At 68.7% G+C, this 12,859-nt stretch carries 9 protein-coding genes and 2 pseudogenes; 9 read left to right on the top strand and 2 right to left on the bottom strand.

What is annotated here, in order from left to right:
• The 6 genes and pseudogenes from PUR53_RS00390 to PUR53_RS00365 form a co-directional block, all read left to right on the top strand.
• A pseudogene (locus tag PUR53_RS00390) lies at window positions 1-252 on the top strand (2,4'-dihydroxyacetophenone dioxygenase family protein); the annotation flags it as partial.
• A gap of 407 nt (window positions 253-659) precedes the next feature.
• Window positions 660-1,820: an ABC transporter substrate-binding protein gene (locus PUR53_RS00385; RefSeq protein ID WP_329906980.1), complete on the top strand. Its 1,161-nt coding sequence runs from the start codon at window positions 660-662 to the stop codon at window positions 1,818-1,820.
• Between the two features lie 30 nt (window positions 1,821-1,850).
• A complete protein-coding gene (locus PUR53_RS00380) occupies window positions 1,851-3,845 on the top strand; it encodes an ABC transporter permease (RefSeq protein ID WP_329906979.1) in 1,995 nt (664 codons plus the stop codon).
• Entirely contained in the window at window positions 3,842-4,609 is a 768-nt protein-coding gene (locus tag PUR53_RS00375) for an ABC transporter ATP-binding protein (protein ID WP_329906977.1), read from the top strand. Before PUR53_RS00380 ends, PUR53_RS00375 begins: the two co-directional genes overlap by 4 nt.
• Window positions 4,606-5,313 carry an ABC transporter ATP-binding protein gene (locus PUR53_RS00370; protein WP_329906976.1) on the top strand — a complete coding sequence of 236 codons (708 nt, stop codon included), beginning with the start codon at window positions 4,606-4,608 and terminating at the stop codon, window positions 5,311-5,313. Before PUR53_RS00375 ends, PUR53_RS00370 begins: the two co-directional genes overlap by 4 nt.
• 242 nt (window positions 5,314-5,555) lie before the next feature.
• Window positions 5,556-7,705 (top strand): annotated as a pseudogene (locus tag PUR53_RS00365) (molybdopterin-dependent oxidoreductase); the annotation flags it as partial.
• A gap of 344 nt (window positions 7,706-8,049) precedes the next feature.
• Here PUR53_RS00365 and PUR53_RS00360 read toward each other — a convergent pair.
• Window positions 8,050-8,757: a 4-carboxy-4-hydroxy-2-oxoadipate aldolase/oxaloacetate decarboxylase gene (locus PUR53_RS00360; protein WP_329906975.1), complete on the bottom strand. Its 708-nt coding sequence runs from the start codon at window positions 8,755-8,757 to the stop codon at window positions 8,050-8,052.
• Between the two features lie 181 nt (window positions 8,758-8,938).
• On the bottom strand, window positions 8,939-9,688 hold the full coding sequence (locus PUR53_RS00355; protein WP_329906974.1) for a PIG-L deacetylase family protein: 750 nt from the start codon (window positions 9,686-9,688) through the stop codon (window positions 8,939-8,941).
• A gap of 397 nt (window positions 9,689-10,085) precedes the next feature.
• On the opposite strand from PUR53_RS00355, the gene PUR53_RS00350 reads away from it, so the two are divergent.
• The 3 genes from PUR53_RS00350 to PUR53_RS00340 form a co-directional block, all read left to right on the top strand.
• Complete coding sequence (locus PUR53_RS00350) at window positions 10,086-11,699, top strand: sensor histidine kinase (protein WP_329906973.1); 1,614 nt, start codon at window positions 10,086-10,088, stop codon at window positions 11,697-11,699.
• Window positions 11,696-12,367, top strand: a complete 672-nt coding sequence (locus PUR53_RS00345; protein ID WP_329906972.1) for a response regulator transcription factor — start codon at window positions 11,696-11,698, stop codon at window positions 12,365-12,367. Before PUR53_RS00350 ends, PUR53_RS00345 begins: the two co-directional genes overlap by 4 nt.
• A gap of 51 nt (window positions 12,368-12,418) precedes the next feature.
• Window positions 12,419-12,859 (top strand): 2,4'-dihydroxyacetophenone dioxygenase family protein (locus PUR53_RS00340; RefSeq protein ID WP_329906970.1); only part of this gene is annotated, 441 nt, incomplete at its 3' end.

Genomic DNA, 12,859 nt, shown 5'->3' with positions numbered 1-12,859 from the left:
TGCCGCTACCTCGAGTACGACTGGGTGGCCGGGCCGGGCAGCTTCATCTTCGAGACACCCGGGCTGTCGCACACCCTGGTCAGTGATCACCCCGACGGTGTGAAGCTCTTCGGGTGGCTGCAAGGACCGATCGACTTCTTCGACGACCAGGGCGGCTTCATCGAGACACTGGACGTGTGGTGGTACATCAACCACTACGAGACCTACTGCCGGGAGAACGGCATCCCCATCAACAAAAAGCTCTACCTCTGAAAATTGCATTTCCTTGTCCGCGAAGATCGGTGCCGACGGTTACGGTGCCGATCTTTTGCATGCGCCGGGCGCACTCTTGAGACATATGACTTAGGAGTGCCGCGCCATTTCTCCCTGAAACCCGAGCTCCCCGTCGCATTCCTGCTGAATTAAGGAAGTGCTTAGACTCCGCCGCATATCCGGTGAAGGGGCCGTGCAAAGGTCCCTCGCGCTGTCCAGAGAGGACCGCCATGAGTCCGAAGGTACGTCAGATCAGCAGAGCGCCGAGAATCGACAGGCGCTGGCTCGCGCCGGTTGTGGGGGCGGTTCTGTTCACTTCCGCGTGTGCCGGCGCGGCCGACGGCACGAACTCCGCCTCGTCTCCCGGATCCGGGGCGTCCGCGACGGGTCCAGCAAAGGGCGACTCCGTGGAGGAGGGTGTCACCGACTACCTCGCCTACACGGGTGGGAAGGCCGGACCCGCGAAGAAGGACCTGGCGCCCATCACCATCGGCTGGGTGAACGTCGAGGGCACGGCCAACGGCGCACCCGAGGCCACCAAGGGCGCCCGGGCCGCCGTGGATTACGTCAACAAGGAACTCGGCGGGATCGGCGGTCACCCGCTGGCCCTCCGGGTCTGCAAGATCGCGTCGGCAGAGGAGGAGGGCCAGCGCTGCGGACAGGAGATGGTGAACGACTCCGACGTGTCCGCCGTCGCCTTCGGCAATGTCTTCGTCGGTGACCAGTCCTTCAACTCCGTACTGAAGGGCAAGAAGCCCGTCCTGGTGAGCGTGGCCACCGGCCCGTCCGTTCCCACGGCGAAGAACACCGCCATCATCTTCGGCGATCTGTCGCACGTATGGGGACCGTGGGGGTCGTACAGCCGTGACGTGCTGCACGCGAAGACGGCCGCGATCGTCCACACCAACACGCCGCCGGACAAGGTCGCCGCGCAGGCGGCTCGTGAGGCGATGGAGAAGGCCGGGATCAAGGTGAAGTCCGTCGGCTTCGACGCGCAGGCCACCGACCTGCTCGGCCCGGTGACGGCCGCCGGCGGTCAGACCGCCGACGTGATCGTGCCGATCGCCGTCGGACAGGGCTGTGTGGGCATCGCCAAGGCCCTCAAGCAACTGGGCAGCACCAAGCCGGTGGTCTCCACCCCGGTCTGTCTGTCACCCGACGTGATGCAGGGCCTCGGCGGCGACTTCCCCCAGTGGACGTACGGCATCGCCCAGACTCTGCCGACCGACAGCTCGGCCCCCGACGCCGAGGCGTACCGGAAGGCCTCGGCGCGTGCCGGGCTGGGCAAGGAGGACCAGGCCAAGGTGTGGGCCGCCGTGTCTTGGAGTTCGGTCCTCGCCTACGCGAAGGTCATGAACGAGGTGGGCGGGGACAGGATCACGCCGGATGCCGTCGCGGCCCGGCTCGCCGAGTTCACCGGTCCCGTGGTGATGGGCGCGCCCAAGGTGGACTGCGGCAAGTACGCCGACTCGCCCGCCGTCTGCAACGACCAGGACCGCTTCTACGCGTACAAGGGCAAGGGCGCGTTCACCGCAGTCACCGGCTGGCTCCGTCCGCCGACTGCCTGACCTGGACTGACGAGCGAACGGACACAGTCCATGGAACAGTTGCTGCTCTTCGCCCTGCTCGGTCTCGGGCCGGGCGCCCTGATCGCCGGTATGGCCCTCGGTGTCGTCGTCACTTTCCGGGGGTCCGGCATCATCAACTTGGCCACCGGCGCGGTCGCGATGCTCGCGGGATACGCCTTCTGGGCCCTGCGGTCGGACCACTTCGGTGCCTCACTGGGGCCGGCCCTGTCGGTCGCGGGGGCCTTGGTGGCCGCCGCGGTCGTCGGTCTGCTCAGTGAATACCTGGCGTTCCGGCCGCTGCGGAACGCACCGCCCCTGGCCAAGCTCGCGGCCTCGCTGGGGCTGCTGCTGACGGCACAGGCCGCCGTACTGCTCGGGTTCGGTACCGAGCCCCGGCAGATGCCGAGCCTGCTGCCCGACACGGCCGTGAGCGTCCTCGGAGCAATCATTCCCGTCGACCGATTCATCCTGGCCGGTACCGTCGTCGTACTGACGGTCGTCCTGATCGCGCTCTACCGATGGACCCGGTTCGGCCTGGCCACCAGGGCCGCGGCGGAGAACGAGCAAACGGCCCTGCTGGCCGGCCTGTCCACGAAGGGACTCTCCCTGGCGGGAACGCTGACAGCCAGTGTCGTCGCGGGCGGCATCGGTGTCCTTGCGGCTCCCATCGTGCAACTCGACTCGACGACGCTGCCGTTGCAGGTCGTACCGGCCCTCGCGGCGGCACTGTTCGCGCGGTTCACGTCGCTGGGCATCGCGTGCACGGCGGGTCTGCTGATCGGTGTGCTCCAGTCGGTGCTCTCCTATCTGTCGACCCAGACCTGGTTCCCCACCGACGACGGCAACGCCCTGCCCGGCGTCCAGCAGCTGCTGGTCTTCGCCTTCATGACCGTGGCGTTGTTCCTGCGCGGGGCGGAACTGCCTGGCCGCGGTGACGAGACGCAGCAGCGGCTGCCGTCGGTGCCGGTTCCCGAACGGCTGCGGCGTACGGCGCTGTTGTCGGCGGGCGTGTGCGTCGTAGCACTGATCGTCTTCCCGTTCGGCTTCCGGCAGGCCCTGACCAACTCCCTGATCGGCGCCGTGATCGTGATGTCGCTGGTCGTCATCACCGGCTTTGTCGGACAGATCTCCGTCGTACAGCTGGCGCTTTCCGGGACGGCGGGGTTTCTGCTGTCCCATCTGACGGCCGGTGCGCACATCCCCTTCCCGTTCGGCCCGCTGATCGCGGTGGTCGCAGCGACCGCGCTGGGCGTGACCATCGGGGTGTCGGCTCTCAGGGTACGGGGCGTGAGTCTCGCCGTCGTCACCTTGGCCGCGGCCCTGGCCATGGAGCAGGCGCTGTTCGCCAACTCCTCCTTCGGTGGCGTGGGCGGAGTTCAAGTGCCGTCACCGGAGATCTTCGGCATGTCACTCGGCACGGACGCGGCCTTCCGCGGGCTCGACGGCGCCGAGCCGAGCCCGCTGTTCGGTTTCCTGGTACTCGCCGTCACCGTCGCGATCGGCCTGTACATCGCCAATCTGCGCCGCACCTCCCTCGGACGGCAGATGCTCGCCGTGCGCTCCAACGAACGCGCGGCGGCCGCGGCCGGGATCAACGTCCGCAATGTGAAGGTCGCGGCGTTCGGCATCAGCTCCTTCACCGCCGCCACCGCGGGCACCCTCTACGCCTACAACTTCTCGTCGGTGAGCGCCGGCCGCTTCACCGCGCTCGCATCACTCGGACTGCTGGCCTTCGCCTACGTCGGCGGGATCACCATGGTCTCGGGCGCGGTGTTCGCGGGGCTCCTGTCCACCGAGGCACTCGTTCCGCACGCTCTGCAGGAGTGGTTCGGAATCAGCGGCACCTGGGCTGTGCTCTTCGCCGGGGTCTCCCTGATCCTCACCTTGGTGATGAACCCGGACGGAGTGGCCGGAGCCCGCTACCGCAGTAAGCGGGAGAAACAGCTGCGCCGTGCTGCACCCAAGAGCGGGCCTCCGGACCAAGCCAACGGACAAGTGCAGCACGCCGTGGAGGTGACCGGATGAGCGGGCTGACGGTACGCGGCCTCAGCGTCAGCTACGGAGGCGTCCACGCGCTGTCGGGCGTGGACCTGGAGGTGGGCGAGGGTCAGCTCGTCGGTCTGATCGGCCCCAACGGCGCGGGCAAGACCACCTGCATCGACGCCCTGACCGGCTTCGTACGCCACAGCGGCCGGGTGGACCTGGCGGGAACGGACCTCAGTCGGCTACGGCCGCATGACCGGGTCCGGCACGGACTCGCCCGGACCTGGCAGAGCATCGAGCTGTTCGACGGCCTCACCGTGGCGGAGAACGTGGCGGTGGCCACCGCCCGGCGAGCGGGGTGGGCGGCGACCTGGCGGGAGACCTTTCGCAGACCCGGCGGCCTCGACAAGGCTGTCCAGGAGGCCCTGTCCGTCGTCGGGCTCGACCGGCACGCCGACACCCAGGCCGTCGACCTGTCCCAGGGCGAACGCAAGCTCGTCGGAGTCGCCCGCGCCCTGGCCGGTGGACCCCGCGTCCTGTGCCTGGACGAACCCGCGGCCGGGCTGGACAGCGAGGAGAGCCTCCGACTCGGCCGGCGGCTGCGCACCGTCGTCGACGCCGGCACCGGGATGCTCCTGGTCGACCACGACATGGCCCTCATCCTCGATGTCTGCGACACCGTCGTGGTGCTGGACTTCGGCAAGGTCATCGCCAGCGGCCCCCCGGACCGGGTGCGGGAAGACCCCCAGGTCGTCGCCGCTTATCTCGGCGGTGCGGCCACCACGGCACAACCGGAGGCATCGTGAGCGACCACATCCTGCACATCGACGGTCTCACCGCCGGCTACGACGGTGTGCCGGCTGTCAGAAACGTGCACATCACCGTCGGACGCGGCGAGGTCGTGGCCCTGCTCGGGGCCAACGGCGCCGGGAAGACCACGACGCTCAGGGCCGTCTCCGGTCTGGTTCGCCCGCTTGCCGGAAGCATCGCAGTCGGCGACGAACCCCTGGGGAAGGCGTCACCGAGTACGCGCGCCAAGCACGGCATCGCTCATGTCCCCGAAGGGCGGGGTGTGTTCGCCGGGCTCACTGTCGCGGAGCATCTGAGGCTCGGTCATCGAGGCGAACACCTCGACGCGGACGAGGTCTACGAGAGGTTCCCGGCCCTGTCCCGGTTGAAGCACCGCCGTGCGGGACTGCTGTCGGGCGGTGAACAGCAGATGCTGGCCGTGGGCCGGGCGCTCGCCCGACGCCCCCGACTACTCCTGCTGGACGAGTTGAGCCTCGGTCTGGCGCCGGTGATCGTCGAGCAGTTGCTTCCCGTCATCAGGGAATTCGCCCATGACACCGGGTGCGGTGTCCTCATGGTCGAGCAGCACGTCCAACTGGCCCTGGAGATCGCCGACCGGGGGTATGTGCTGTCGCACGGCAAGATCACCGTCGAACGGCCCGCCCGGGAGCTCGCGGAGGATCGCGGCCTGATCGTGGCGAGTTATCTGGGCGGGGTCTGAGCGCTGGACTCGTTGTCGCCGCCGTCACCCCGCCGACGGCGGCGACAGTCATGCCCTCTGCAAGAGCGGTCACGACTTTCGTCCCGGTGAGATCGAGGCACGCGGCCGATGGCGGCGGGAGCGCACCACCCCATAGCTTCGAGAGTGGTCGGCTGTCGAAGCGTACGGGCTCGAAGTGCCCCGACCTGGTCCCGTCCGGCGTCCCCAGCGGACCCGAGCCGCGCAGAGGAGCGGTCCGTACGATGAGCGCGATCGAAGACCCCGGTGACGAGCAGTTGTCCGTCTCACCGCCCAAGACGTGGGCGGCCGGCTGCTGGCCGTGACGCACGCGATCCAGTACTCCCTCGGGCAGACCTCGGTCCGGCGCACCGCCCTGACCCTGCTCGGCATCAACCAGGCCATGGGCTTCGACTGCCCGGGCTGCGCCTGGCCCGAGCCCGCTCCCGGACATCGGCACCGCAACGAGTACTGCGAGAACGGGGCCAAGCACCTCAACGACGAGGCGACCTCACGCCGCGTCACCACGGAGTTCTTCCGCAACCCCCCATCGCCGAGCTGGACGGCAAGTCCGACTACTGGCTCAACCAACAGGGCCGCCTCACCGAACCGATGGTCAAGCGCCCCGGCGCGAACCACTACGAACCCATCGGCTGGGACGAGGCACTGTCGCTGCTCGCCTGCGAGCTACAGGCTCTGGACTCTCCGGACGAAGCCCTCTTCTACACCTCTGGCCGGGTCGGGAACGAAGCGGCCTTCCTCCTCCAGCTCTTCGCGCGGGCCTTCGGCACGAACAATCTGCCCGACTGCTCCAACATGTGTCACGAGTCCAGCGGCGCGGCACTCAACGAGACGCTGGGCATCGGCAAGGGCAGCATCGGCCTTCAGGACCTCTACGACGCCGATCTCGTCTTCGTCGTGGGGCAGCACCCAGGGACCAATCACCCTCGCATGCTCTCGGCGCTCGAGGAGACCAAGCGGCGCGGTGGGCGGATCGTGGCCGTCAAGCCGCTGCCCGAGGCGGGACTGCTGAGGTTCAAGCATCCCCAGCAGGCGCGCGGCGTGATGGGCCGGGGCACGGCGACCGCCGACCAGTTCCTGCAGATCCGTCCTGGTGGCGACCTCGAGCTGTTCCAGGCCCTCAATCTGCTACTGCTCCAGGCGGAGGACGCACAACCCGGCACCGTCCTCGACCACGCTTTCATTCAGCGAGCACACCGCTGCTGGGCGATGGGGCTGACCCAGCTCAAACACGGTGTACCCACCATCCGGGAGATCGTCAACTTCCTCTTGCTGCGCGGCAACATCGGCAGGCACGGCGCCGGAGTGTGCCCGGTGCGGGGCCACGGCAACGTGCAGGGCAATCGCACGATGGGCATCTGGGGAGCGGATGCCGCAGTCCTTCCTGGACGCACTGGAGGCGGAGTTCGCCTTCACTCCGCCCGCCCGGCACGGTCTGGACTCCGTGGCCGCCATCCGGGCCATGCGCGACGGGCGGGCGAGCCTCTTCCTCGGCGTCGCCGGCAACTTCGTGCGGGCCGCCCCTGACAGCCAGGCCACGGAAGCGGCACTGCGGCGCTGCCGCCTCACCGCGCACATCTCGACCAAGCTCAACCGCTCCCACACCGTGTGTGGCGACACGGCGCTGATCCTGCCGACACCGGGCCGCAGTGACAGGGACGTACAGGCGGGTGGCGAGCAGTTCGTCACGGTGGAGGACTCCATGAGCGAGGTGCATGCCTCCCGCGGCCGTCTCGACCCGGCCTCACCGCACCTGCTCAGCGAGGTCGCCATCATCAGCCGCCTGGCCCGCCGTACCCTCGGGGCCGGCTCTTCCATTCCCTGGGAGGAGTTCGAGGCCGACTACGGCACGGTCCGGGACCGGAGAGCGCGCGTCGTACCGGGCTTCGAGGATTTCAACGCCCGCGTCGCACGCCCCGGAGGATTCCGCTTGCCGAACCCGGTGAACGAGGGGCGCTTCCCCACGTCGAGCGGCAAGGCGGGCTTCACCCGCAACACGTTCGAGATGCTCCAGGCCCCGCCGGGGCACCTGATCCTGCAGACGCTGCCCTCGCACGACCAGTGGAACACCATCCCGTACGCCATGAACGACTGTTACCGCGGCATCCACAACGGCCGCCGTGTCGTCCTCGGCAACCAGGCCGACCTGGATGCGCTCGGAACCGCCGACCGGAGCGAGGTCGACCTCGTCGGCGTCTGGCTGGACGGTGCGGAGCTCCGTGCGCCGGGGTTCCGGGTGGTTGCGTACCCCACGCCGCGCGGCTCAGCGGCGGCGTACGACCCTGAGACCAACGTCCTGGTCCCGCTGGACAGCGTGGCCGACACCAGCAGCACACCCACTTCCAAGAGCGCCGTCGTGGGTCTGGAGCGGGTGCGGGACGAGACGGACCCGCGGGCCGGACAACCGCGCGACGCCGTGTCCTGCGCGGGCGCGACGGAAGACGGCGCCAACACTGACAGACTCCTCGACGTGGTGCTCGTCCAGGGCGTCGCGCTGGTGCGGTCAGGTTCACGGATGCGTCGTCCGGGGAGGTGCGGGCCTGGCGGACGATCGCGTATGCCGGATGGTCTGATCCGCAGCGGATCTCAACTCCTCCACCACGCTGGCCAGGTGTCGGCGCATGGCAGCCTCGGTCGGGGCACGAGGGCTCCACTCGGAGTCCCAGCCCGGATCGCGGTCGCGACCTCCTGCTCGGAAACAGAACCCAACGCGTCTGCTCAGGCCTCCGGGGCGGACGGGGCCCCATCCACGTAACTGACGCCCAACTGGGCGAGCCGAGCCCGCAGCCCGTAATAGTCGACTCCCAGTTCACCGGACCGCAGGACGTCCCGGGTGACGGCTTCCTTCGCGGTCCGCTTCTCGGCCTGGGCGGCGGTCTGCACCGCCTCCTGCCGGGGCACCACCACGACACCGTCGTCGTCGGCGACGATGACGTCGCCCGGGCAGACCCGCACCCCGCCGAGCGTCACCGGTACGTTCACCGAGCCCGGTGACGCCTTCACCGTGCCCTGGGCGGAGACGGCACGGGACCAGACATGGAACTTCATCTCCCGCAGTTCGGCCGCGTCCCGCACCCCGGCGGCCGTGACGAGTCCGATCACGCCGCGCGCGGCGAGGGACGTGGCGAGCAGCTCACCGAACATTCCGTCCGTGGACGGGGACGTGGTGGTCACCACGAGGATGTCTCCAGGGCGGCACGTCTCCACAGCCGCGTGGATCATGAGGTTGTCCCCGGGGTGTGAGCTGACCGTCACCGCAGGCCCCGCGATGCGGATGTTCTGTTGGTTCGGCCGCAGTTCCGTCCCTGCGAAGCCACGGCGGCCCATGGCTTCATGGACCGTCGACACGCCGGCTTCGGCAAGGCGGGCGACGACGCCCTGTTCGGGTCTCGCGATGTTCCTCACCACGACGTGACGGCCGGGCATGTTTCCTCCACGGGACGGGTTGGATCTCTGAACAGGGCCCGGTCCGCCCCTTCGGCACCGGCATCGGCGTCGGCCGGCACGGGAAGGAGCGGAGCACTGCCGAGCCGCCGCCGAAGGCGACCCGCGAGGACCGCAGGCATGGCCGGTGCGCTGGGCAGCCGACCCGTTACTGAAGGCATCGCTATGCCAGGACGCTGGTCGTCTGCGGGTACAACCGGACGTACGCTTCGCCCATGGTCGTGTGCGGAAGGCCGAGATTGGGGCCCGCGTTCCGCTTGAGCTGGACACCACGGCGCTTCGCCAGGTCGGTGTAGTAGTCCCACATGTGCTGCTGCGCGGCCAGGCACTCCATTGCCTTGCGCTTCCGGTCGAAGACCGACGTGATGTCGAGGAGGACGTCAGGCTTGAAGTCGCACTGTTCCGGCTGGTGCGGCTCGAAGAAGAACACGGGAGGCGCGCCCAGCGGTTCCCCGGGCGCGTCGTAGCCGACCGCCTGTGCCAGCACACGAGCCTGCAGCGCCATGCGGGCTGCGGCCGGATGGTCACCGTTGTACGGGTCGACGAGGGTGTGGGTGAGTACCACCGCCGGGCTGACTTCCCGGAACACGCGAACGATACGGTCGACGAGCTCCGGCGATTCGAGCAGCGGATAATCCCCTGCGTCGAGGAACTCGATCTCCGCGCCCAGCACGGCCGCGGCACTCGTGGCCTCGGCCCGGCGCAGGGCCTTGATCTCATGGAGGTCGAGACCGTCCCGCCAGGCCTTCGCGGACTCGCCACGCTCTCCGAAGCTCAGGCACAGCACCTTGGCGCGCTGCCCCCGCTCGGCCGCCAGGGCCAGGGCGCCGCCGGCCCTCCATACGAAATCGCCGGCGTGAGCGCTGATCACAAGCAGCGGGTCGTCGGTCGATGGAAGGGCGGTGGCGCTCATCAGGGGCTCCTGTGGCTCGGGAGGTGAGGGGGGCGGTCAAGGTGCGGCGACGCCGACGAGGGCGATGACGTGGTCGCTCGCCCCCTGCTGCACCCCACGGACCCGGAGCTCATAGGGGAAAAGCGGCCAGGCCCGCGGGGCGCTCCCCACGCTAGGCGGGCGCGCATTCCGCGGGAACGCGAACAATGACTGATCCGACGTGGCGCTTCGACCAGCGGGTGAACAGGTCAAATGACGTAGCTGGTGGCCGGGGCCGGCGGTCTACGATGCTGTCATCGGCCCCAGCTCACTGCCGGCATCCACCAGGATCCACCCCGGGTAACGCGCCCGTGCGTGGCCTGATACCCCTCCGACGAGCATCGCTCGTCCATGGCGGCGCCGCTAAGGAGGTTCACCCATGTCCACTGCCCCGGTCGTCGGGTGGGACGACGTCGCCGCGGTGGCCCCGGACGGCCTGGCTCTGGTGGACGGTTCGGGGCGGTTCGTGCAGCTGAACACCGCGGCCGTGGCGCTCTGCGGCGGGAACGCGGAGTCGGCCCTGATCGGGACGCAGTCCCCGTTCGAACTCGCTGAGGCGTCCACGGCGTCACAGGTGGGGCTCCTTGAGGACAGGTCGGACGAACAGGTGGCACATTGGACTCCCGTGGGCGGAGCGCAGCGCGAGTTCGCCTACCGCGCCCGCAGGCTGTCGGCGGATTCGTCGCTGATCGTGGTGTCGTTCCGTGACGTGACCGACGAGTGGCACCGGCATCGCCGGATCGCCGCGATCGCCCGGACCTCGATCGGGCTGGCGTCCGAAGGATCGCTGGGCGCGACCCTGGACGCGGTGGCCCAGCAGATCGTCCGGACGGACGGCTTGGCCGGCGTGCAGATCCTGATTCTCGACAGCACGGGGCACGAGCTGCGTCTGCTGGGATCCGCTGGACTGCGCCACTGGAACGTGTTCCTCGACCGTCTCCTGGAGTGCCGCGATCGCGGCGCGCGCCTGTGCATGCTCGACGCCATTCGGGAGGCGAGGTCCGTCGTCGTCCCCCACCGCTGGACCGAGATCAGCGCGGACCCGGCCTGGGAACCCTTGCACGATTACCTCGGGGAACTGAGCTGGGACCATTTCGTCAGCGTCCCCCTGCTGGTCCGGGGCCGTGCCGAAGGTGTTCTGAACGCGTACTTCGCGCCTGACCAGGAGATCAACGGCCGGACCCTCGAGTTCCTGGCGGCCATGGCGGAACAGGCGGCTCTGGCCGTCGACTACGCAACGCTGCTGCAGCGGGAGCGAGAGGGAGCCCGCCGGGACGAACGGCAACGCCTCGCCCGTGACCTGCACGATTCGATCGTCCAGCAGGTGTTCTCGATCGGCATGCAGGCCAACGCGGCCGGGGTCCTCGGGGCCCGCGGCGGGCAGGTCCCCGCGCATGCCGTCCAGCGGTTCGCGCACGAGGTCGGTGCCCTGTCGCAGACAGTGCTGGCGGATCTGCGCGCTATGGTGCACGAGCTTCGTCCGTCCTCCTTCTCCCGGCTCGGGCTGGAGGAAGCGGTCAGGGCCCTGCTGCGGAGCACGGAGAACCGAACGGGCCTCGCCTGCAAGATGTCGTTCGCGAAGAACCTCGACGCACTGGGCCCGGAACTCGCCGAGGACGTCTACCGGATCACTGCCGAGGCCATACACAACGTCGTGAAGCACGCCGAGGCGTCGACCGTTGCCGTACGGCTGGTCCTGCGGGACCACACTCTCGCCGCGACCGTCTCCGACGACGGCATCGGGCTGGTCACGGCTGCTCCCGAGAGCGGGCCGGAGGAACCCCCAGGCTCTTCCGAAAGCGGCGGCCACGGCTACGGACTCATCACCATGCGGGAAAGGGCGGAACGATGGGGTGGCACGCTGAGCATCAGGTCACGCTCACGGCGAGGGACGATGGTTCGCGCGGTGATACCGCTGCCGGTTCAGCTGCCGGAGCCGGTCGAGACGGAGCCGAGCACCGAGACGACAGCTCCGCATGCGGTGCCGCTGTGACCGACGCGCCGTCGGCCCCGATCCGGGTACTGATCGTGGACGACCACGCTGTCGTCCGCCGGGGCATCCGCGCCTATCTGGAGGTGCTGGACGACATGGAGGTGGCCGAGGAGGCCGCCAACGGTCAGGAAGCTCTCGCCCGTCTCGAGCGGATGTCGATGAACCAGCGACTTCCGGACGTCGTGCTGATCGACCTCCTGATGCCGAGGATGGACGGGCCCACCGCGATCGGAGCGATCAAACAGCGGTATCCCGACGTCAGGATCGTGGTGCTGACCAGTTTCGGCGAGATGGAGCGCGTGCATGCGGCGCTTGCGCAGGGAGCGGCCGGCTACCTGCTCAAGGACGCAGAACCGGGTGAAGTTGTCTCGGCCATCCGGGCCGCCGCACAAGGCGAGGTGTTTCTGGACCCGGCCGTGGCCCGGGGCCTCACTCAGCAGATCGTCTCACCTCCGACCGGGCTCGGTGCCCTCACCAGCCGTGAAAGGGACGTCCTGGTGCTCGTGGCGGAAGGGTGCTCGAACCAGCAGATCGCCGACGAGTTGGTGATCAGCGAACGTACGGCCCGCACACATGTGAGCAACGTGCTCCGCAAACTGCGGCTGGCGTCCCGGACGCAGGCCGCACTGTTCGCGGTACATCAGGGACTGGTGCCGCCCCCGAACTGAGGCCGATACCTGGGACACCAATACCCGATATCAGATGCAAGGAGGCATCGTATGTCTGAGGTGGAGAAGGCGGATAAGTCGGGAATGACGGCGCCGCCGTCGACGGCGTACAAGATCGTGGACACGCCGCAGTTGTACCGGGACTTGATCGAACGGTACGGGGTGGACGGCACCCATGTGGGGATGTCGGAGGAGGAAAGCCCGTGGGTCCCCTTCGGGGAGAACGCAGCGATCCGTCACCTGGCGTTCGACGTACGGAGCAACACCTTCAGCAACATCCTGTGGATCAAGGGCCCGGGCGTGATCGGCACCCACAACCACCGCGGAACGGTGGTGATGGTGTGCCTGGAGGGCAGCTGCCGCTACCTCGAGTACGACTGGGTGGCCGGGCCGGGCAGCTTCATCTTCGAGACACCCGGGCTGTCGCACACCCTGGTCAGTGATCACCCCGACGGTGTGAAGCTCTTCGGGTGGCTGCAAGGACCGATCGAC

Source organism: Streptomyces sp. SP18BB07 (assembly GCF_036322545.1).
Taxonomy (GTDB): Bacteria; Actinomycetota; Actinomycetes; order Streptomycetales; family Streptomycetaceae; genus Streptomyces; species Streptomyces deccanensis.
Note: the sequence above shows the minus strand (reverse complement) of the source record. Positions and strands in the feature narration are given on the sequence as shown.